Raw genomic sequence first — 23,006 nt, forward strand, 5'->3', positions numbered from 1 at the left:
ACTTTATACCTAATGCTTACCGAGCGTCAGAAACAGGCGCCCTGGCGCGCCTGTGAATATGAGAACGCTTATTTTGCCCCGTTAGCGGCCGTATCCAGATGAACCACCGGATTATCGGTAAAAAGATAACGGTCGGCGTTGAACTCAAAATCATCGCTGGTTTCGTTAAACAGCATCTGTTTGGTGTTCTCAAGGTGCTGCCACATCGCCAGTTTGGCAGCATGGGGATCTTTACGGATTAATGCCCGTAGGATCTGGTCATGGTCATCGCACCAGTTATCTACCGTGCGCAGGTCGATGTGATCGTGTAATTTCTTCCAGTACGGGTTGTGAACACGCTGAGTCCACATTTTTTCAACAATCGCCGCCAGTGCGGTATTTTGCGTTGCCAGCGCCACTTGCACATGGAACTGGAGATCCCACTCGGAGTCACGGAAGCTTTTTTCGTTGCGCGACTTCTCCTGGATTTCCATCAGTTTCATGATGTCCTGTTTGGTCACCTGGGTGGCGGCAAACTCGGCAATATTGCTCTCTATAAGCTGGCGTGCCTGCAGCAGTTCAAATGGACCGTAGCTGGCAAACTCAAGATTGGCATCTGGCGCGACGTAGTGTTTTGGCTGGTTAGAGATGACGTGGATCCCGGATCCTTTACGCACTTCAACGTAGCCCTCAACCTCGAGCATGATAATGGCTTCACGGACCACGGTACGGCTGACGTTCTTTTCATCGGCGATAAAGCGCTCGGCGGGAAGTTTTTCACCCACCAGGTAAACACCCTGCTCAATGCGCGCCTTCAGATCGGCAGCAAGTTGTTGGTACAAACGTCGTGGTTCGGTGATTTCCATATGCGCTCCAGGCATGATACGGCAGACTCTATTTGTTATACCACTTTTGCGAATTTGGCTCCACTTGTGACGATAAAAAAGCCGCCAGAACGCTGGCGGCTTTGAACGTATTTCGTTGGTGATTGAGTCAGGTCAACTTTGTGGTGCGGGATCGCCGGTTTGCGGTCCCGAGTCGACCTCGCTGGCCGGTTTGTTTTGCAGCACCGTCCAGATGACTAACGCACCGAGCAGGTCGAATACTGCCAGTACCGCAAACAGTGGGCTAAAGCCGATGGTGTCAGCCAGGGCGCCCACGACCAGCGCAAACAGGGTGCTTGCCAGCCAGGCAGACATCCCGGTCAGACCGTTCGCTGTAGCCACTTCATTACGACCAAAGACGTCAGAAGAGAGGGTGATCAGCGCACCGGACAGGGCCTGGTGAGCAAAGCCCCCGACGCACAGCAGCGCGATGGCAATATACGGGCTGGTAAACAGACCAATCATGCCCGGGCCAATCATCAGGAATGCGCCCATGGTGACGACCATTTTACGTGACACAATCAGGTTGACGCCGAACCAGCGCTGGAACAGCGGCGGCAGATACCCACCAACGATACAGCCGAGGTCAGCAAACAGCATGGGCATCCAGGCGAACATGGCAATTTCTTTCAGGTTAAAGCCGTAAACTTTAAACATGAACAGCGGGATCCAGGCGTTAAATGTACCCCAGGCCGGCTCTGCCAGGAAACGCGGCAGTGCAATGCCCCAGAACTGGCGGTTACGCAGGATCTGCGCGACGGACATTTTCTTCGCCGTGCCGTTTTTATGCTGTGATTCCTGGCCGTTGAGAATGTAATCACGTTCTTCGTCGGACAGTTTTTTCTGATCGCGCGGGTGTTTGTAAAACACAAGCCAGCACATGGCCCAGATGAAGCTCAGGACACCAGAGATAATGAACGCCATCTGCCAGCTGTGCATCACGATGGCCCAGACTACCAGCGGCGGCGCAATCATCGCGCCAATAGAGGAACCGACGTTAAAGTAACCGACGGCAATGGAGCGCTCTTTGGCCGGGAACCACTCCGAACTGGCTTTCAGACCCGCAGGGATCATCGCCGCTTCAGCCGCACCGACCGCGCCTCGCGCCAGCGCCAGTCCACCCCAGCTTCCAGCCAGTGCAGTCGCGCCACAGAAGACGGCCCACAGAACGGCGAACATCGCGTAACCTATTTTTGTTCCCAGCACGTCCAGAACGTAGCCAGCAACGGGTTGCATAACGGTGTAAGCAGCAGAGTACGCTGCGATGATATAGGAATACTGTTGAGTGGAGATGTGTAACTCTTCCATCAGCGTTGGCGCAGCTGCCGCCACAGTGTTACGCGTCAGGTAACCCAGCACGGTGCCAAGCGTCACCAGTGCGATCATATACCAACGTAACCCTTTAATTTTACGCATGTAAAACCTCATCGTTTTGTTATTTCCGCGAACGAGCGGTCATCTTCCTGTGTAGGGCGGAGGATGTTCTTTTTACGAAAGGGGTGACCGAAAAAAACCGGTACTCCCCGAACTTTGCCATTTCAAGAATCGTGCTAATTCGGTTTCCGTACCGGTCAATCCGATGGTGGACCATCGGTAATTTGCATTCCGTCGGCTTATGTATTGCGACGGCAAAAAGATAACTTGTCATACAGCTTTAAAAGGTGAGTGCCATCACAAAAGTGTGAATCTTCGTGTGGTCATTATTTCGATTCAGCAAAGCCAGAACTGGCGCGGGTTGGCGTAAGATTTACCTCTTTGAGAGTAATTTTTTTGTCGCCATTTGTTGATCTAACTCACGAAAATATCTTCAGTCTGTGGAAATTGGTGTGATAACTTTGTCAGCATCAAAACATAAGCAATCTGACGCACTCGCTGAGAGGAAGACGATAATGACCCCGTTTATGACTGAAGATTTTCTGCTGGATACCGAATTTGCCCGCCGTCTGTATCATGATTACGCCAAAGATCAGCCAATCTTCGATTACCACTGCCATCTGCCGCCGCAGCAAATCGCGGACAACTACCGTTTTAACAACCTGTATGACATCTGGCTGAAAGGCGATCACTACAAATGGCGCGCTATGCGTACTAACGGTGTTGCTGAGCGCCTGTGTACCGGCGATGCGTCCGATCGTGAGAAGTTTGACGCCTGGGCCGCGACGGTTCCGCACACTATTGGCAACCCGCTTTACCACTGGACGCATCTTGAATTGCGTCGCCCGTTTGGTATTACAGGTAAGCTGCTGTCGCCTGCGACGGCGGATGAAATCTGGAATCAGTGCAACGAACTGCTGGCGCAGGAACAATTTTCCGCGCGCGGCATCATGCAGCAGATGAACGTGAAAATGGTCGGTACCACTGACGATCCGATTGATTCACTAGAACATCACGCCTCGGTCGCCAAGGACAGCACCTTTGCCGTCAAAGTGCTGCCGAGCTGGCGCCCGGATAAAGCCTTCAATATTGAGCAGGCAACCTTTAACGACTACATGACGAAGCTGGGTGAGGTGTCCGACACCGATATCCGTCGCTTCACCGATCTGCAAACCGCGCTGACCAAACGCCTGGATCACTTCGCTGCACACGGCTGTAAAGTGTCTGACCATGCGCTGGATGTGGTGCTGTTTGCTGAATCTAATGAATCTGAACTCGACAACATCCTGACGCGTCGTCTGGCCGGTGAAACGCTGAGCGAGCATGAAGTGGCGCAGTTTAAAACGGCCGTGCTGGTGTTCCTTGGTGCGGAATATGCCCGTCGTGGTTGGGTCCAGCAGTACCATATTGGCGCACTGCGTAATAACAACCTGCGTCAGTTCAAACTGTTGGGGCCGGATGTGGGCTTCGATTCGATCAACGATCGTCCGGTTGCGGAAGAACTCTCCAAACTGCTGAGCAAGCAGAACGAAGAAAACCTGCTGCCAAAAACCATCCTGTACTGCCTGAACCCGCGCGACAACGAAGTGCTGGGCACCATGATCGGCAACTTCCAGGGCGAAGGTATGCCGGGAAAAATGCAGTTCGGGTCCGGCTGGTGGTTCAACGATCAGAAAGACGGAATGGAACGCCAAATGACGCAGTTGGCGCAGCTCGGTCTGCTGAGCCGTTTTGTCGGCATGCTGACCGACAGCCGTAGCTTCCTGTCATATACGCGCCATGAATATTTCCGCCGCATTCTGTGCCAGATGATTGGCCGCTGGGTTGCCGCGGGTGAAGCCCCGGCAGATATCCAGCTGCTGGGTGAAATGGTGAGAAATATCTGCTTCAACAATGCGCGCGATTACTTTGCCATTGAACTGAACTAAGGTCCGGGTTGATATGCAATACATCAAGATCCATACGCTGGATAACGTTGCGGTTGCGCTGGCCGATCTGGCGCAAGGCACGCAGGTTAGTGTAGATAGCCATACCGTAACGCTACGACAGGACGTTGTACGTGGACACAAATTTGCCTTGAGCGATATTGCTCAGGGTGAGAACGTCATTAAATATGGCCTGCCGATTGGCCATGCTCTGGCGGATATTGCGGCGGGTGAACATATCCATGCTCACAATACGCGCACCAATCTGAGCGATCTGGATGAATATAGCTATCAACCCGACTTTCAGGAACCTGAGGTACAACCGGCAGATCGCGATGTGCAGATCTACCGTCGTGCCAACGGCGATGTCGGGGTGCGTAACGAACTGTGGATCCTGCCGACGGTCGGCTGCGTTAACGCCATGGCGCGACAGATGCAGACCCGCTTCCTGAAAGAGACCAACGATGCTGAAGGCATCGATGGCGTTCATCTTTTCAGCCACACCTACGGCTGCTCGCAGCTGGGTGACGATCACATCAACACCCGCACCATGCTGCAAAACATGGTGCGTCACCCGAACGCGGGGGCGGTGCTGGTGGTGGGGCTTGGTTGTGAAAACAACCAGGTGGATGCCTTCCGCGAAACGTTGGGCGAGTTCGATCCTGAACGCGTGCACTTCATGGTCTGCCAACATCAGGAAGACGAAGTGGAGGCGGGGATCGAACATCTCCATCAGTTGTACAACGTGATGCGCCACGATAAGCGTGAGCCGGGTAAACTGGGCGAACTGAAGTTTGGTCTGGAATGCGGCGGGTCTGACGGCCTGTCCGGCATCACGGCTAACCCGATGCTGGGACGTTTCTCCGACTATGTGATTGCCAACGGTGGCACCACCGTGCTGACCGAAGTTCCGGAAATGTTTGGCGCTGAGCAACTGCTGATGAGCCATTGCCGTGACGAAGAGACGTTTGGCAAGCTGGTGACGATGGTCAATGACTTCAAGCAGTACTTCATTGCCCACGACCAGCCGATTTATGAGAACCCGTCACCGGGTAACAAGGCGGGGGGCATCACCACGCTGGAAGATAAATCACTGGGCTGCACGCAGAAAGCGGGTTCCAGCCAGGTTGTCGATGTATTGCGTTACGGTGAACGGCTAAAAACGCACGGTCTGAATCTGTTAAGCGCACCGGGGAACGACGCCGTTGCCACCAGCGCGCTGGCGGGTGCTGGCTGCCATATGGTGCTATTCAGTACCGGTCGCGGCACGCCTTACGGCGGATTTGTACCGACGGTGAAAATTGCCACGAACAGCGAGCTGGCGGCGAAGAAAAAGCACTGGATCGATTTTGATGCGGGACAGCTGATCCACGGTAAAGCCATGCCTCAACTGCTGAATGAGTTTGTCGATACCATCGTCGAGTTTGCTAATGGTAAACCGACCTGTAACGAACGTAATGACTTCCGCGAGCTGGCTATCTTCAAAAGTGGCGTAACGTTGTAATTACCCTTCATCTTTCGCACGACAGCCGCGTTGGCTGCGTCCATTCACCCCGGTCACTTACTCCAGTAATCTCCCGGGGATGTCTGAACTTGCCGCCTTGCTGTCGCACGAAATCTATTGGGTAATCGAAATAGAGTAGATTTTAAAAACGGCGTTTCATAATATGAGGCGCCGTTTGTTTTTGCATTTCCTCACAAGGATTTTTCATGACCGCGTATTGGCTGGCCCAGGGCGTAGGTGTCATCGCCTTTCTGATCGGGATTACCACCTTTTTCAACCGCGATGAGCGCCGCTTCCGGCTGCAGCTTGCCGTCTATAGTGCCACTATCGGGGTACACTTCTTTTTGATGGGGGCCTGGCCCGCGGGGATGAGTGCGGAGCTAAACACCATCCGAACCCTGGTCTCGATGCGCACCCGCAAACTGTGGGTGATGACCGTTTTTATCGTTCTCACGCTGGTTCTTGGGTTGGCGAAACTACAGCATGCGATGGAGTTACTCCCCATTATTGGCACGCTGGCCAGCACCTGGGCGCTGTTTCGCTGTAAAGGATTAACCGTCCGCTGTGTGATGTGGTGCGCGACTGCCTGCTGGGTGGTGCATAATTTCTGGTTGGGATCGATTGGCGGCACGATGATTGAAGGCAGTTTTCTGGTGATGAACGGCCTGAATATTATTCGTTTCAGACGCATGCAAAAACGGGGGATAGCTCCCTTCAAAATTGAAAAAAGCGTACAGAAAGAAAACCCCTCCGCACCATGACGGAGGGGAAAAGTGATTAGCCGCGCAGGGCGTTGTTTGCCAGACGTTCGTCTTCAGCCTGGCAGGCTGCAGCGGTAAACAATACGTCGGTTGAGGAGTTCAGCGCGGTTTCACAGGAGTCCTGCAATACGCCGATAATAAAGCCGACGGCAACTACCTGCATGGCGATATCATTCGGGATACCGAACATATTACACGCCAGTGGGATCAGCAGCAGAGAGCCACCCGCCACGCCAGATGCGCCACAGGCACAAAGCGATGCCACGACGCTCAACAGCAGCGCAGTCGGTAAATCAACCGGGATCCCCAGTGTATTCACCGCTGCCAGCGTCAGCACGGTAATGGTGATCGCCGCGCCAGCCATGTTGATGGTTGCACCCAGTGGGATAGAAACCGAGTAGGTATCGCGGTCCAGATTCAGCTTCTCACACAGCGCCATATTCACCGGAATGTTGGCGGCAGAGCTGCGGGTAAAGAAGGCATACACGCCGCTTTCACGCAGGCAAGCCAGCACCAGCGGATACGGGTTGCGACGAATTTTCCAGAACACCAGCAGCGGGTTGACCACGAACGCCACCAGCAGCATACAACCTACCAGCACTGCCAACAGCTGCGCATAGCCCCACAATGTAGCAAAACCCGTGGTAGCAAGCGTGGAGGAGACCAGGCCGAAAATACCGATAGGGGCGAAACGAATCACCAGTTTCACCATAAAGGTGACGGCGTTGGACATATCGTTGACCAGATTCTTGGTCGTTTCATTCCCGTGGCGCAGGGCAAAGCCCAGGCCGACGGCCCATACCAGAATGCCGATATAGTTCGCGTTAAGCAGGGCATCAATCGGGTTCGACACCATACTCATCAACAGCCCGCGCATCACTTCGACAATGCCCGATGGTGGCACAATATCGTTAGCGCTGCTGGCAAGATGCAGCGTCGAGGGGAAGGCAAAGCTGAACACCACTGCCGCTAATGCCGCGGAGAAGGTACCGAGCAGGTAGAGGAACAGAATCGGACGGATATTGGTTTTTTGCCCATGCTGATGGTTCGCAATAGAGGCCATTACCAGCATCAGAACCAGGATGGGAGCGACGGCTTTTAATGCGCCGACGAACAGGGTGCCCAGCAAACCAGCGGCTTCTGCAGCCGGTTTTGAGATCAGTGCCAGCGCAATCCCCAGTACTAAACCTATCAAAATTTGCTTAACAAGGCTCCCTTGCGCCAAACGCGAGATCAGCCCCGACGAACGTTGCGTAGTCATTTCGTAATCCTTTTATTGTGTTGTCGCCTGACCCTTGTGCGTTCTATAGACGCATCTTTCAGAGTGAGGCAGATGTTTGCATGGCTGAGTATAAGGAAAGAACACGCTTCGGGAAGCGAAATATCCTGGATTTTACGCTGAGATCATATTTTATAACTTTAAATTAACATTATGGTGACATGTTAAACAAAAAGCCCGACGCACACAGTGGGCGTCGGGCTTTTCAGCTAGCAGATGAAACTTACTGTATTTGCTGCTTTTTATCGTGCTGGTGGTTGACCCACGCATTAACAATCAGCGTTACAAACAGGATCCCGAACACCACGCCTAACGAGATAGCGATAGGGATATGGTAGAAGTCGACAATCAGCATCTTGATGCCGATAAACACCAGAATGATCGACAGGCCGTACTTCAGCATCGAGAAACGCTCCGCCACGCCGGCCAGCAGGAAGTACATCGCACGCAGACCAAGGATGGCAAACAGGTTAGAGGTCAGTACGATGAACGGGTCGGTGGTCACGGCAAAGATTGCCGGAATGCTGTCGACGGCAAAGATAACATCGCTCAACTCAACCAGAATCAGCACCAGCATCAGCGGCGTAACGAACAGCAGACCGTTTTTACGCACGAAGAAATGCTCGTTCTCGATGGTGTCGGTCATACGCAGATGACCGCGCAGCCAGCGCACTAACGGCCTGTCGCCAATGCCGGAAGCATCTTCTTTTGCCAGCGCCATCTTCACGCCGGTAAACAGCAGGAACGCGCCGAACACGTACAGCAGCCATTCAAACTGGGTGATAAGCCAGCTGCCCGCGAAGATCATGATGGTACGCAGAACAATCGCCCCCAGCACGCCATACACCAGCACTCGGCGCTGTAACGCTGGCGGCACCGAGAAGTAGCTAAACAGCATCAGCCAGACAAAGACGTTATCCACCGCCAGCGATTTCTCAATCAAATAGCCGGTGAGGAACGCCAACGCCTGCGGGTCTGCGACCGCACGCCCCTGGGTTTCTGCCAGATACCACCAGAATACGGCGTTAAACAGTAACGACAACGTGACCCAGACGATTGACCAGGCAGCCGCCTGCTTCATTGACATCGTATGCGCGCCGCGACGACCCTGCAACAGCAGGTCGATGGCCAGCATAATCACCACTACAACAGCGAAGCCACCCCATAACAACGGTGTGCCGACAGTATTCATTATATTTCCCCATGCATAAAAAAACGGCCAACGCCGAATGACGTTAGCCGCTGCTTTTCATGCATAGACCTTGCCATTCGGCAAGGTCTCACTTACAACAACAAAGGAATACGTTGACGTATTCCTTTGTTATCGCCCGGCGACCGGATGTGGTTTTTCACACATCGTAATGACGATCAACCGACAACGAAGTTACTCCCCTTTGCGGGTAACAAAGTATTACAGGCCACGCTTTCAGTCAATGGCCTGCAACATTTGTTTTACACAGTTTTACGCAATCAGCGACGTATTCGCGCTATCTGCTGGGAAAACGACGCCGGTCTGGCGGCGAATTTCCGTTTGCAGCTTAGCGGTAATGCGACTGACAGCCAGTGCCGGGTGATCCACTTCGCCGGATTCAACCAGATGAGCAAAGCGCTCTGCCTCATACAGCATAGTATTGATGTGCTGAGGCACCGTCAGATCCTGCGTTTTTCCACCACGCGGAACAAAACAGACTTTCTGGCATTCGGAGATTTTCTCAATGACCAGAGATCCTGATTCGCCCTGAATCTCGCTGGCCAGCACCGAGTCGCTCACTTTGGAATGCTGTAACGTGACGCTGAAATCACCGTAGTTCAGCACCACAACGCCGTGGGCATCAACACCGCTTGCCAGCAAGCTGGCGCTGGCCTGTACGCTCTGCGGTTCGCCCCACAGCGCAACCGCCGAAGCCAGGCAGTAAAAGCCGATATCCATAATCGAGCCATTTGAGAACGCTGGATTAAAGGTATTCGGGTTTTCACCGTTCAGATAACGCTGGTAGCGTGAAGAGTACTGGCAGTAATTGATAAACGCCTTTCTGACATTTCCTACCTTGGGCAGAGATTGCTGCAGCAGCAGGAAATTGGGCAGGCAGGCGGTCTTAAACGCCTCAAACAGCACCACCTGATTTTCCCGAGCGCAGGCGATAGCGGCATCGACTTCTGCCAGGTTTGATGCCAGCGGTTTCTCACAAATGACGTGCTTTTTATGGCGTAAGAACAGCTCGGTCTGCGGGAAGTGCAGAGAGTTTGGGCTGGCAATATACACCGCATCAATAGCGTCGCTTTGCGCCATTGCATCCAGCGAAGTAAACAAATGCTCGACGAGATAATCGTTGGCGAAGCTTTGCGCCTGTTCAAGGCTGCGGGAATAGACGGCGGTTAACTTATATTTGCCGGTTTCATGGGCGGCATCCACAAACTGGCGGGTGATCCAGTTTGTGCCAATCACTGCGAAACGTATCATAAAGGCCTTCAGGCTGCGAAAAGGGATCCTTGCGCCAATTTAGCATGCCTTGCTGACAAAGCCAGTGCGCTACTGCGCAGTTTGCTTTAGCGATTGTTGCGTTAACCACAGGCGGGTGTCGAACTCCAGTTGGTGATACTGAGGTTCCATATGGCAGCACAGCTGGTAAAACGCTTTGTCGTGCTCTTTTTCTTTCAGGTGTGCCAGTTCATGAACCACGATCATGCGTAAAAAAGGTTCAGGGGCGTTGCGAAATACGGTGGCGACGCGAATTTCCGCTTTCGCTTTCAGCTTGCCGCCCTGCACGCGAGAGACGGCGGTATGCAGTCCAAGCGCATTCTTCAACACGTGGATCTTACTGTCATACATCACTTTATTGAGCGGTGGGGCATTGCGCAGAAACTGACTTTTCAGATCCTGGGTATATTGCCAGAGCGCCTTATCGGTCGCGAAGTCATGCGTACCCGGATAACGCTTTTCCAGGACCGCGCCCAGACGTTGCTCGCTGATCAAGGTTCGAACCTGATCAAGTAAATTCTCCGGGTAGCCCTGCAGATAGGTCAACTGACTCATTTGTGCCCCATATAAAGTATAAAAAGTGTATACTCACGCACCCTTTTCAGGGATACGCCGAAATTTTACCATTCAGGAGGGCCGATGAGCCACATAGACAACGGTTTCCGTTCGCTGTCACTTAAACGTTTCCCGGAAACGGATGACGTTAACCCGCTGCTGGCGTGGGAAGCTGCAGATGAATATCTGCTGCAACAGCTGGACGATACCGAGATTAGCGGCCCGGTGCTGCTCCTGAATGATACCTTCGGTGCGCTGGGTTGTGCGCTGGCGGAACATTCGCCGTACAGCATTGGCGACTCCTATTTAAGCGAGCTGGCGACGCGTGAAAACCTGCGCCATAACGACATTGCCGAATCCAGCGTCCAGTTCCTCGACAGCACGGTCGATTACCCACAGTCGCCGGGCGTGGTACTGATTAAGCTGCCAAAAACCATGGCGCTGCTGGAACAGCAGTTGCGTGCGTTACGCCTGGTCGTCACACCGCAAACGCGCATTATCGCCGGGGCGAAGGCGCGCGACGTACATACTTCGACGCTTGAGCTGTTTGAAAAGGTGCTGGGCCCAACCACCACCACGCTGGCATGGAAAAAAGCCCGTCTGATCAACTGCACGTTCAGCAATCCTGAGCTGGCTGACGCCTCACAAACGCTGAGCTGGAAGCTGGAAGGCACCGACTGGACGATCCACAACCACGCCAACGTCTTCTCCCGTACCGGGCTGGATATTGGCGCACGTTTCTTTATTGAACATCTGCCGGACAATCTGGAAGGCGAGATTGTCGATCTCGGTTGCGGTAACGGGGTTATTGGCCTGACGCTGCTGGAGAAAAACCCGCAGGCGAGCGTGGTGTTTGTGGATGAATCACCGATGGCGGTGGCGTCCAGCCGCCTGAACGTGGAAACCAACATGCCAGATGCGCTGGACCGCTGTGAGTTTATGATCAACAACGCACTGTCTGGCGTGGAACCGTTCCGCTATAACGCTGTGCTGTGTAACCCGCCGTTCCATCAGAAGCACGCACTGACTGATAACATCGCGTGGGAGATGTTCCACCACGCCCGCCGTTGCCTGAAGATTAACGGCGAGCTGTATATTGTGGCGAACCGTCACCTCGACTACTTCCACAAGCTGAAGAAGATTTTCGGTAACTGCGAAACCATCGCCACCAACAACAAATTTGTGGTGCTGAAAGCGATGAAATTAGGGCGCCGCCGCTAATCGCTGATGCCGGATGGCGGCGTGACCGCCTTATCCGGCCTACGAAAGATAGGCTGTTAAATCTCCAGCGCCAGTCGGGTGCCTTGCGCGATGGCGCGTCGGGCATCCAGTTCTAACGCCACATCACACCCGCCGATCAGATGTACTGTTTTACCGGCCGCATGCAGCGGATCGACCAGTCCACGACGAGGTTCCTGACCTGCACAAATTACCACATGATCCACGTTCAGGAGCTGAGGCTCGCCGTTGATCAACACGTGCAGTCCATCATCATCGATCTTCTGATAGCTCACTGCCGGGATCATTTTCACTCCACGAGACAGCAGGGTGGCGCGATGGATCCAGCCCGTGGTTTTACCTAACCCTTGTCCCGGTTTACTGGCTTTACGCTGCAACATGACTATCTGGCGCGGGCTACGGGATAACTGTGGCCCTTCCGGGCGTAAACCACCTGCTTGCTGGAGGCTGGTATCGATTCCCCATTCCACGCAGAATTCTGCAATGTTTTGGCTGGTGGGCTCACCGGGCTGGCTCAGATACATGGCGGTATCAAAGCCGATCCCGCCGCTGCCGATAATCGCCACGCGTTGACCTACCGGCGTTTTATCTCGTAAGACATCAAGATAGGTCAGTACCTTAGGATGATCGATGCCGTCGATCGGCGGCGTGCGTGGTTCGATCCCGCTGGCGAGGATCACTTCATCAAACGAGAGCAGATCGTCTGCGGTGACAAAATGATTCAGCTTCAGCGTCACGCCGGTGACGTCGATCATCCGGCGGTAATAGCGCAACGTTTCGTAAAATTCTTCTTTGCCGGGGATCTGTTTGGCGATATTGAACTGTCCGCCGATCTCCGCGTTGGCATCAAACAACGTGACCTGATGACCGCGTGAAGCGGCGTTGATGGCAAAGGCGAGCCCCGCAGGACCGGCACCGACTACCGCCAGATTCTTCAGATGTGTCGCCGCTACGATCGGCATTTTGGTTTCATGACAGGCGCGGGGGTTCACCAGGCAGGACGTCACTTTGCCGACGAAGATCTGATCCAGACAGGCCTGATTACAGCCTATGCAGGTGTTGATCTCATCCGCTCGCCCGCTTTGCGCTTTTGACAGCAGCTCGGCATCGGCGAGGAACGGGCGTGCCATCGACACCATATCAGCATCGCCACGGGCCAGAATATCGTCGGCAACGCCCGGATCATTAATGCGGTTAGTGGTGACCAGTGGAACCGTTACGTGACCTTTCAGCTTGCGCGTCACCCAGCTAAACGCCCCACGCGGCACCGGCGTGGCGATGGTCGGGATCCGTGCTTCGTGCCAGCCGATCCCGGTGTTGATGATCGTAGCACCTGCCGCCTCAATGGCTTTCGCCAGCTGGACGGTTTCGTCAAACGTGCCGCCATTTTCCACCAGGTCGAGCATCGACAGACGAAAGATAATAATAAAGTCGTTACCGGCACGTTGACGAACGGCCCGTACCACCTCGACGGCAAAACGCATGCGGTTGGCGTAATCGCCGCCCCATTGGTCAGTCCGCTGGTTGGTGCGCAGGGTGAGAAATTCGTTGATCAGATAGCCTTCCGAGCCCATGACCTCTACGCCGTCGTAGCCTGCTTCCCGCGCCAGCTGTGCGCAATGGGCAAAATCCTCAATCAGTTGCAGCACTTCATCGTGGGTCAGCTCATGCGGGGTAAAGCGGTTGATCGGCGCCTGAATAGCGGAGGGCGCGACGAGGTGCGGCTGATAGCTATAGCGTCCGGTATGCAGAATTTGCAGCGCGATTTTGCCGCCTTCGTCATGCACCGCGTCGGTAATTACGCGGTGATGTGGTAACTGGCTGGCATCGTTTAACATCGCGCCGCCTTCCATACCCACGCCGGAAAGCGCAGGGGCAATACCGCCGCTCACAATCAGAGCGACGCCGTGACGGGCGCGCTCGGCGTAGAACGCGGCCAGCCGTTCTGCGCCATCGGGATACTCTTCCAGACCGGTATGCATTGAACCCATCAACACGCGGTTTTTAAGCGTGGTGAATCCCAGATCGAGCGGGGCGAACAGCGACGGATAGCTCATAAAGGTGTCCAGTATGTAAAATTATTGTTATGTGGTCGGATGAGTTACTAATTTAGCCGTCGCCGCGCAAAAGGGAAAAGGGGAATGCCGTGATTGTGATGGGATTCAAAAAAGAGTAGGCCAGAGAACGAATTTGCCGGATGTCGGTGCACGCACCTTATCCGGCCGGTGAAAATGTGTCTTTGTAGGCCGGATAAGCGTAGCGCCATCCGGCAACAGGTCACAGCTTACTGTTTTTTAAGAAAGTCGCTATACAACATGTACAGATGCGCTGCGCTCCACGAGAAGTTAGGTGCCCCCTGCTGCGCGCCGCTCAGCGGGTTATAGTTTTCCTGAATCGGGCCGTCTGCGGTGAGTCCTTTCGCATGTTTGAAGAACGTATCTGCCATTTTCAGGGCGTCATCACGGTAGCCATAGCGCGCCATCCCTTTTAAGCCAAACCAGAACTGATCCACCCACACGCGCCCGCGCCAGTAAATATCCGGGCCGAAAGCCGGATTGGTGAGTGCGGCGGTGCCCAGCGGCACAAAGGTGTTGAACTCTTTCGGGTCGAGCATTACTTTCACCACCGCGTCAGCATGAGGCTGAGTGGATGCGCCGTTAAACAGCGGTGACCAGCCTTCGGGACCTTTGCCACGTTCGACAATTGGTTTTCCGGCACAGCCGTTTGCCAGCGGCTTATCCTCAATGCGCACGTCGTAGAAGAACTGCGTTTTGGCATCGAACATACAGGTATTGATGTAATCTGCCAGTTTCGCCGCCAGCGCCTGATAGCGTTTTGCGTCCTGCGTTTTACCGAGTAGGGTCGCCATTTCGGCCAGATAATGGTTATCGCTATACATGTAGCTCGCCTGATCGACCGACTCCTGCAGCAGCGAATACCCGAGTAATTTCCCGTCGTTACTGCGGTTCTCGGCAAATTTCACCACCCAGTCGCCGCGTTTGCCGCCGTTAGCGACATATTTATCCAGCTGGTCTTTGTCGATAAAGCCAAACACCGCGGCATCGTCACGTCCGGACTCCCATCCGGCGGCTTCCTGCGCGGGGATGGTCAGGCTGTCATACTGGCCTTTGCTGATGACGGCGGCATAGTTTTTTAGCCCAGAGAGGGTCTCCTCTTTGTCGCCCTTTTTCACTGTAAACAGCATGTCGCCGCTGTCGGTGTTATGGGCTTTATCGCGGGTCGCGCCGTACTCAGGAACGCCGTTACCGTTGTGATCGCGGTTACGCAGCCACCAGTCATGGTATGCCACCAGTTTCGGATACATCTCTTCGAGCCAGGCTTTATCCTTGGTGACGTTATAGACTTCCATCACCGACCATGCCGCCAGGCTGGGCTTGGTGTTGCGCTCGTTCCAGTTACCGCCATCGCCGCCGCGTTCCGGGATGGGGTTCCACGTGACCAAATCGAGGATCATACCCGCATCCTGTGGGCGCACCGGATCGGTGGGCTGGATTTGCCAGTCAAAGAGCGCGCGAATGCTATCTTTCGCGATCTCTGGGTTGAAGTGCACCATGGCAAAGGCAATCTTCCATGAATCCCAGGCATAGGTCTGGTTGCCAGAGAACCAGCGGGCCGTCACCGACGGCGTCACGGTATTGCGTTTCACCGCGCCGCCCGGTGAGCGCCAGTTACCGTTCAGCGTTTCAATCGCTTTCACCGCCACGCGGGTTTGTTCTGGGGTGGCATCCGGGTTGTTTAAACCTTTTTTGAGATAGGCTTCCCAGTGCTGCTGTGAGGCGAGCATGTAGGAAGACGGGCGCGCCAGAATATCGCGGATCTGCGCCTGTTCTTTGCTGACCTCCTGCGCGGTCAACAGATGCGAATAGGTGGTGTAAAGCGTGGTAGAGCCATTGATATGCGCTTTACTGGTAAATCGGTGGCCATCAACAGTGGTGTTCATGGCAAGTGATTTGTGTACCTGATACTCCGACTCGCCGGAGGTCAGCAGATCCCAGGTTGATCGCACTTTACCGAAGGTGACCTTCAGGCCGTCGCGCGTAGCGATGATTTTTCGCTGGTAGTCCGGATACTCGCCATCAATGGTTTTATCGGAGAGGGGTTTTCCCTCTTTCGCTTCCAGCTTTTCCAGTAACTCTCCGTCCCACACCAGATCCAGCGGCGTATTGCTGGTGATTTTGGTTTCCAGTAGTGAGGTATGTGAACTGGCAAAGCGCAGCGTCATCTCGACCTGCACCGCTGTGGATGACAGTTTCTGTACCAGTGCGCCGGGCAGGCTGTAAGCCTCGAGAGTGAAATCGACCTTTTTACCGTTCTGGTACACCGTCAGCCGGTCAAAATTTGTGGCCATAAAGTTGATGTACTCTTCCGTCAGCAGCGCCACGCCAGGGAAGCCGCCCATTGTTGCAGGGCCATCCGGCAACAGGTGTCCGTGCCATGCGCCGAGGTCGAAAAAGGGATTAAAACGCTGATGGTCGTCATAATCGTAGTCGTGCATATAACCTGGCGCGCCGGTGCGATTGATGACGTTTTTAACGCTGTCTACGTTAGCTGCCAGTGAGGAAAAACTCATCAGCAGCCCACACGCCAGCGGCGTAAGAATAGGTGTCATGTTCATGGTATTCCGGTCCTTGTTACCAATAGAAATATTGCATCAGGAAGATCTGGTCGCTCGGGTCGCCAGATGCATTTTGCATATAGAACCGGCTGTCGAGGGCGGTGGCGAAACGACCGCTGCCGTATTCATACCAGATACCGAACTGCATAAAAGAGGTGGTTTCATCCTCGGCGTTGTCTGGCCGATGTTTGGCATAGCTGTAGGCGGTGGAGAGGTAGACGCCTTTGAGCGCTTCATACATGGCACTGACCATATAGCCGGTCTCTGTACCCCATTCATCCAGGCCGTCGGCGCGTCCGGTGTGATGCCAGGCGCGCGCAGCAAAGTTAGGTGAGAGAAGGCCGGTCAGGAACAGTTGTCCGGTGCCGTCGGTGATCTCCAGACCGTTCATCCAGGTTACGCCTTCGGTCAGGTCGTACTGGATGTAGCCATTCATCATGGCCGGATAGGTATACTTATCGTCGTAGCGATCGTATTTGCCGAAGTGCAGCCAGGCCTTGCTTTCATCATGATGCCCGGCAGGCGTGGCGGTCACGCTATAACGCAGCGGGCCGGTCAGGTTTTGCACCTTAATGGCGGTCATGATGTCGCGCGTGTTGGGGATGACGTAGCCCAGATCCGGCGTGAAGTCTCCCCACCATTGCAGGTCATCGAGCGATGAGTCCTGGCGCAGGCTGAGCATTAGCTCCGTGCCGTCATCGGTGCGGTAACCGCCGTAAAATCGGTTAATTCCACCTTCAAACCCGCCCCAGCTATGATCGGGCACCCAGGCGTTTCCCTGGTGATCCGCCTGTACGGTCCAGCCTTCGCCATAGATCAGACCAAACCACGAGCCGTGTTTAATTTCCAGGCCCCCTTCGATATAGGTTCCGTCACTGTATTTATGTTTATCCTGTCCCTCTAGATCCATATATCCCCCCATTCCCAGTTCGCCATAAAAACGAAATGAGGGAGAGGATATTGCGGGCGTTTTTGTGTCGTCGTGTTCTGCCGGTCGCACTTCTTCTGCACCCAGAGAGGAGACACAGAAAAAGGGCAGGGCAATAAATGCCCTGCAACAATGGCTATTGATTTTCATGCTTCTATCCTAAGCAAAATAAAATAATGTTTTTATTGTTATAGCCTTGGCGAATATTGTTTATTGTTATTATGTTTTATGAATTAATGACTGTCTGAAGCTGGTGCGGCTTCAATGGCTTTTTCTTCTTTGGTTAGTCCTTTGATGTATTTACTGTATTTCCACCAGGCAAAACCGAGGAAAATAACAATACCGCCGACGTTATAGAAAATAATGGTGATAATGTTGCCGCCGGTTGGGAACGTTGAAGCGATAAATCCAATGGTGAACAGGGCAATCAGCATCGATACCACGATAATCCCGGTTTTTTGCGATCCCATGCGGAAGTCGCGCGGTAAGTGGTCCAGCTTGGCGCGCAGATTCAAATAGGCCAGCATAATAAACAGCGGAGGCAGCATGGATGCCGCAGCGGTCATGTTAATGATGGTATTCATTAAATCCTGCACGGTATTCGAACCGAGCGTTGGGATAATCATCAGCGGGATCACGATCAAAAACTGGATCCAGGCTGCGCGAGCCGGAACGCCGTTTTCATTCAGTTCTACGGTTTTCTTGCCAAAAATACCTTCCGGGATTTCGGAGAAGAAAATTTTAACCGGCGTTGCGGTCCACATCAGCAGTGACCCGAACATTGCGGTAAAGGACACCAGACCGACAAAGCGGTTAACCACCAATTCAGGTAAGCCGAAGTATGCGGCCAGACCGTGGAATACCTGCACCGAGCCACCGGTAAACTTCAGCTCTTTGCTGCTGACAAAAACGTTGATCAGCACTGAGGAGATTGAGTAAAGCACACCGATAAAAATCCCGGCGATAATAATCACTTTCACAAATGATTTTGAGCCACCCTTCACGTCGTTGACGTACACCGCCACGGACTCCGCGCCGCCTGCCGCCATAAAAATCCAGGTCGTAATACCGAGGAAGGCCCAGTTAAAATTCGGGATCATGGCATCCACGGTGATGGGATCGGCAGGCTGTACGCCGCCAACCAACGCAGTCCCCGCCAGTAAAATATAAGATAGCGTCAGCAGCAGCATCAGCGTGGAAGTGACGGAGGTAATCGGCCCGAGCATTTTTGCGCCGTTGGTCGAAACCCAGGTTGAGAAGGCAAACAGCACCATACTTAACACGGTGGTAGCGAACGGCGTCAAAATGTATTCGTAGCCTAAAAATGCATAGGAGGCATAAGCGATTACGCGCGGAAGTAACGAGGTAAAAAAGAACAGGTTAACGAACCAGTAGGTGTAGGCGGTAATAAATGCCCAGCGCCCGCCCAGTGAGCTTTTTACCCATGCGTAAACACCGGCTTCGGAATTTTTGTTCAGCGAAACAAATTCGGCAATGATTAAGCAGAACGGAATAAAGTAGAAAATCGTGGCGAGGAAAAACATCGGTGCAGATGCCAGACCAAGCTCAATATTATTATTGATTACGTTGTTAAAACTATAAACGGCGGCAAAGGTCAGCGACAGTAAGCCGAACTTGCCGATGGTATTACGCTTGGTATCAGACATAGCACATCTCCGATTCCTGATTATTGTAGGGTACTGGCGGCACAACTTCTGTGCCGCCTGTCTTTTTATTTATTATGAAAATAACCATCTTCGATGGTGACTTTGAGTACGACTTTCTTCACCGCGCTATTACAGATAAAGCGGTAGGCTTCGTGGTTGTCGCAAATAACCAGCTGCCCTTCGTGTACTTCTACCGTTTTTCCGCATCCCTTCAGGTATTCGCGATCGGTTTCATCGCGATAGTATTCAACCACCTGTAAATCCTCTTTGGCGGCATACTCAATTTTTTGCTGCCCTTGCAGGTAGTAATGCACCTCAAAGTAACGGCGATGACCGGTAAACAGCGCATCGGTAGCGGAATCGATCTCCACGCGGTAAGTGAGCGAATCACCGATGGAATGTGCGACGCCGGGCTGAATGTTCTCGATATTTTCAATCGCCTCAACGCAGCGCTGCCACTTCCGACCTGAAGCGTAGAGTTGTCGGAACTGCTCTAAGTTATCGATGATCCTCATTTTGTATTCTCGCTGTGCAAATTCGTGGAAAAGAACTCCGTGCCAAAGGCGCGATTAGCAGTGGTCTGAACGGTGGCCTCGGTGCCGGAAATGGGCAGCAACGTAAAGCTGTAGTTGAACTTGCGGAACCAGACGCGCCAGGAGTCGAGCACCTCGCTTCCCCAAGAGTTGGAACCCAGGCCCAGTAGCTGATGGTCCAGATTCAGAGTGATGTCATCGCTGCGCTGGAGTTCATTGCAGTGCTGTGCGGCAAAGAGATTTTCGGGCGTATAGCGCCAGGCACTTAAATTGACAGGACGTTGCGGGACGACCAGCAGACCGTTGCCATGGCGGTTGGTCAGCGCTGCCCAGCGCACATCCTGGCGATTGCCGTTGTTTTGGGGGAACGGGTAGTTCTCGAACATCGCATCCACGGTCGAACGCCAGATATCGATAATGTTGGCCTGCTGGCTGTCGGCGTAATTCTCACCCGGACCACGTCCGTAATACGCGACTTGCCCCAAATCACCGTTGATGCCCATGGTGAAGCCAATGCACGGAATAATGTGCGGATACTCGCCGTAAGGCTGACCGGAAAGCTCAACATTCAGTTGACCGTCGACCGTTACTCGCCAGCGGTAGGTGCAACGCATACCGAAATCAAATACCGGCGGGGCGATGATCGTCTGGCTGGTAATCACCACCGCATCGTCAGTGTGTTCGAGGGCAAAATCCCGCAGATGCTCCTGCATAATCTGTAAATGATTTGGCTGCCATAGACCTTCGAACTCCTGTTTGTGGTTATCAATCGTCGGCTTGAAGAAATTAATCTTCGGCTCGCGGGTAATGAGCTCTTCGCCATTCACGTTCCAGCTGATGGGCTTCCCGTTCAGCTTTGAGAAGGTTATCGCGAAGTTATAGCCGCGAACGGTGCAGCGCAGGCGATCGTCTTCCAGCGTCAGGGCGCTGGCGTTTTGCTGACTAAACGGCACTGGCGTAGCGGTTCTGGCCTTTAGCGGGAACTGGTAAGTGGCAATATGGTGCCCGGCGTCGCTGTAGGACGTGCGGGAGTCTTTGCTGACGATGACATTGAGAAAGGCTTCCCTCTCATCCAGCGTCGGCAGCGTGCAGTGCAGCAGTGCGTCGCTGTTAGGGGCCACGTCGTGAAGTTTAATCCGCTGCGTGGAGAGCGTTTCTCCTTCGGCCCGCACTTCAATTTGCAGGGTGTAGTCGTCAAGCGTGGTGAACCACAGCTTATTTGCGACACGCAGTTCACCGCGCGTCAGGTCCTTCGCGTAGACCTTCACTGGGGCGATCACCTGCTTATACTCTTTCAGACCCGGTCCCGGTGTTTGATCGGGGTAAATCAGGCCGTCGAGGCAGAAGTTGTAGTTATTCGGGTAGTCGCCGTAGTCACCGCCAAATTTATACCAGACGTTGCCGTTATCATCTTTTGCCTGAATGCCATGGTCGCACCATTCCCAGACATAGTGTCCTTGAATGCAATCGTGCTGGTAAAAGACGTTTTGATATTCCGTCAGCCCGCCGGGGCCGTTACCCATGGCGTGGGCGTATTCGCAGATGATGCGTGGTTTCGGATGCGGATATTCACCAAACTCATTCATCAGCGGCACGCGGGTATACATGGTGGAAATAATGTCCACCACTTCGGCGTCGCGATCTTCTTCGTAATGCACCAGACGCGTGTTATCCAGCGCTTTCGCAGCGTGGTACATGGCACGAATATTACAGCCGTACCCGGATTCGTTGCCCAGTGACCAGATGACGATCGACGGATGGTTTTTCTGTGCGTGGATGTGGCGCACGATGCGCTCAACGTATACCGGTTCCCAGGTCGGATCGTCGGTGATGCGACTGATATCGCCGACGTTGGCGAAGCCGTGGGATTCGACGTCGGTCTCGGCCATCACAAACAGGCCGTAGATATCGCACAGCTCATAGAAGCGCGGATCGTTCGGGTAATGCGCGGTACGCACCGAATTAATGTTGTGCTGCTTCATCAGCAGCAGATCTTTTTCGACCCGATCCATTCCGACCGCGCGGCCTTTCAGATGATCGTTATCGTGGCGGTTAACACCGTGCAGCATTACGTAGTGGTTGTTGATGTAAAACAGCCCGTCGCGGATCGTAATGTCGCGGAATCCGACGCGCTGCGGAACCACCTCAATAATATTGCCGCTGGCATCTTTTAACGTCATCACTAAATGATAAAGATACGGCGACTCAGCCGACCACTGCTGTGGCGCACTAACCTCGAAATCAAAGGCAGTACGGGTGAGCTTATCGAGAGTCAGATGACTGATAACACCGCTGTGCAGCACCCGCTCGCCGTCAAATAAGGTGTATTCCAGTGAGGTCTGTGCCGGTGAATCGGCAAGGTTTTCCAGCACAATGTCGCAGGAGAGAGTGGCATCACGGTAGTTATCATCGAACTCGGTACGAACGGTAAAATCCTGAATATGGGTCGCCTGCTTGCCCACCAGATAGACGTCGCGGAAGATCCCTGCGGACCACCACATATCCTGGTCTTCGACGTAGGTAGAGTCTGCCCACTGCATCACGCGCACACACAGCAGGTTGTCACCGGTGTGCACCATTGCGCTGATATCAAATTCGGCCGTCAGACGGCTGCCCTTGCTGAAGCCCACGTACTGGCCGTTGACGTACACTTCGAAGTAGGTTTCAACGCCGTCGAACTTAATCAGCGTTTGTTTTCCCTGCCAGCCTTCGCTGAGGGTAAACATCCGCTGATATGCACCGGTCGGGTTATCGGTTGGGACGTAGGGCACATCAATCGGGAACGGGAAGCCTTCGTCGGTATATTGCAGCTTGCCGTGTCCTTCCATCTGCCACATGCCGGGGACGGTGATGCTGCCCCAGTCGTGCATATACTGCGACGTAAAGGCTTCTGGCACCTGCAGCGGATGCTCAAAGAACTGAAAATTCCACTGACCGCTTAGCAGTTGAAAAAGGCTGCTGGTTTCACGGGCAAACGAGCGAGCCTGCGCAACCGAGTCATAAGAGAAAAAGTATGCGCGTGGCGCCAGTCGATTTTCGTGGGTGAGCTGAATGTTTTCCCAGCGATTCATAAGGCCTCCCGGTGGAGAGAAATCGGAACCATTCAAAGTGATGGTGAGTAAGTGTCATTGCAGGTGATTTTAGTAAAAGTTTTACTAAAATATAGCGGGTAAGATGATTTACTTTAACTTGATCACGAAAATAACCCGTGCAGAGAAAAACAAAGCATGACAAAGCATGCCCGGTATCAGAAGAAACCGGGC

Annotated in this window: 16 protein-coding genes; 4 read left to right on the forward strand and 12 right to left on the reverse strand. The window is 53.6% G+C overall.

Features of this window, described 5'->3' with window-relative positions:
- Positions 1–68: 68 nt before the first annotated feature.
- Together exuR and FDW98_RS19760 are read right to left on the reverse strand one after the other, a co-directional pair.
- Positions 69–845 (reverse strand): transcriptional regulator ExuR, encoded by a 777-nt coding sequence (exuR, locus tag FDW98_RS19755; RefSeq protein ID WP_096755581.1) that lies wholly within the window; start codon positions 843–845, stop codon positions 69–71.
- Between the two features lie 132 nt (positions 846–977).
- Positions 978–2,279 carry an MFS transporter gene (locus FDW98_RS19760; RefSeq protein WP_096759328.1) on the reverse strand — a complete coding sequence of 434 codons (1,302 nt, stop codon included), beginning with the start codon at positions 2,277–2,279 and terminating at the stop codon, positions 978–980.
- A gap of 473 nt (positions 2,280–2,752) precedes the next feature.
- On the opposite strand from FDW98_RS19760, the gene uxaC reads away from it, so the two are divergent.
- From uxaC to FDW98_RS19775, 3 genes are all read left to right on the forward strand, one after another.
- On the forward strand, positions 2,753–4,165 hold the full coding sequence (uxaC, locus tag FDW98_RS19765; protein ID WP_096755582.1) for a glucuronate isomerase: 1,413 nt from the start codon (positions 2,753–2,755) through the stop codon (positions 4,163–4,165).
- A gap of 13 nt (positions 4,166–4,178) precedes the next feature.
- A complete protein-coding gene (locus FDW98_RS19770; protein WP_096755583.1) occupies positions 4,179–5,666 on the forward strand; it encodes a UxaA family hydrolase in 1,488 nt (495 codons plus the stop codon).
- 206 nt (positions 5,667–5,872) lie between these two features.
- The gene (locus FDW98_RS19775; RefSeq protein ID WP_096755584.1) at positions 5,873–6,427 is read left to right on the forward strand and encodes a YgjV family protein; all 555 of its coding nucleotides are present in this window, start codon (positions 5,873–5,875) and stop codon (positions 6,425–6,427) included.
- A gap of 16 nt (positions 6,428–6,443) precedes the next feature.
- Here the strand turns inward: FDW98_RS19775 and sstT are convergent, their stop codons facing one another.
- From sstT to FDW98_RS19795, 4 genes are all read right to left on the reverse strand, one after another.
- Positions 6,444–7,688, reverse strand: a complete 1,245-nt coding sequence (sstT, locus tag FDW98_RS19780) for a serine/threonine transporter SstT (protein WP_096755585.1) — start codon at positions 7,686–7,688, stop codon at positions 6,444–6,446.
- 241 nt (positions 7,689–7,929) lie between these two features.
- Positions 7,930–8,898: a TerC family protein gene (locus FDW98_RS19785; protein WP_096755586.1), complete on the reverse strand. Its 969-nt coding sequence runs from the start codon at positions 8,896–8,898 to the stop codon at positions 7,930–7,932.
- 270 nt (positions 8,899–9,168) lie between these two features.
- The gene (locus tag FDW98_RS19790; RefSeq protein ID WP_096755587.1) at positions 9,169–10,167 is read right to left on the reverse strand and encodes a Gfo/Idh/MocA family protein; all 999 of its coding nucleotides are present in this window, start codon (positions 10,165–10,167) and stop codon (positions 9,169–9,171) included.
- Positions 10,168–10,236: 69 nt separating this feature from the next.
- Positions 10,237–10,740 (reverse strand): M48 family metallopeptidase, encoded by a 504-nt coding sequence (locus FDW98_RS19795; protein ID WP_096755588.1) that lies wholly within the window; start codon positions 10,738–10,740, stop codon positions 10,237–10,239.
- A gap of 84 nt (positions 10,741–10,824) precedes the next feature.
- Here FDW98_RS19795 and rlmG point away from each other — a divergent pair, with 84 nt between their 5' ends.
- Entirely contained in the window at positions 10,825–11,961 is a 1,137-nt protein-coding gene (rlmG, locus tag FDW98_RS19800) for a 23S rRNA (guanine(1835)-N(2))-methyltransferase RlmG (protein ID WP_096755589.1), read from the forward strand.
- 56 nt (positions 11,962–12,017) lie between these two features.
- On the opposite strand, the gene FDW98_RS19805 is transcribed toward rlmG, so the two are convergent.
- From FDW98_RS19805 to ebgA, 6 genes are all read right to left on the reverse strand, one after another.
- The gene (locus FDW98_RS19805; RefSeq protein ID WP_096755590.1) at positions 12,018–14,036 is read right to left on the reverse strand and encodes an NADPH-dependent 2,4-dienoyl-CoA reductase; all 2,019 of its coding nucleotides are present in this window, start codon (positions 14,034–14,036) and stop codon (positions 12,018–12,020) included.
- Positions 14,037–14,263: 227 nt separating this feature from the next.
- Positions 14,264–16,615 (reverse strand): alpha-glucosidase, encoded by a 2,352-nt coding sequence (gene ygjK, locus FDW98_RS19810; RefSeq protein ID WP_096755591.1) that lies wholly within the window; start codon positions 16,613–16,615, stop codon positions 14,264–14,266.
- A 16-nt stretch (positions 16,616–16,631) separates the two neighbouring features.
- Positions 16,632–17,693, reverse strand: a complete 1,062-nt coding sequence (gene ygjJ / locus FDW98_RS19815) for a protein YgjJ (RefSeq protein ID WP_096755592.1) — start codon at positions 17,691–17,693, stop codon at positions 16,632–16,634.
- 83 nt (positions 17,694–17,776) lie between these two features.
- Positions 17,777–19,210 carry an amino acid permease gene (locus FDW98_RS19820; protein ID WP_096755593.1) on the reverse strand — a complete coding sequence of 478 codons (1,434 nt, stop codon included), beginning with the start codon at positions 19,208–19,210 and terminating at the stop codon, positions 17,777–17,779.
- A 65-nt stretch (positions 19,211–19,275) separates the two neighbouring features.
- The gene (locus FDW98_RS19825; protein WP_096755594.1) at positions 19,276–19,725 is read right to left on the reverse strand and encodes a beta-galactosidase subunit beta; all 450 of its coding nucleotides are present in this window, start codon (positions 19,723–19,725) and stop codon (positions 19,276–19,278) included.
- The gene (gene ebgA, locus FDW98_RS19830; protein WP_096755595.1) at positions 19,722–22,814 is read right to left on the reverse strand and encodes a beta-galactosidase subunit alpha; all 3,093 of its coding nucleotides are present in this window, start codon (positions 22,812–22,814) and stop codon (positions 19,722–19,724) included. Before ebgA ends, FDW98_RS19825 begins: the two co-directional genes overlap by 4 nt.
- Positions 22,815–23,006: the final 192 nt, after the last annotated feature.

Source organism: Citrobacter sp. wls711 (assembly GCF_005281055.1).
Classification (GTDB): Bacteria; Pseudomonadota; Gammaproteobacteria; order Enterobacterales; family Enterobacteriaceae; genus Citrobacter; species Citrobacter gillenii.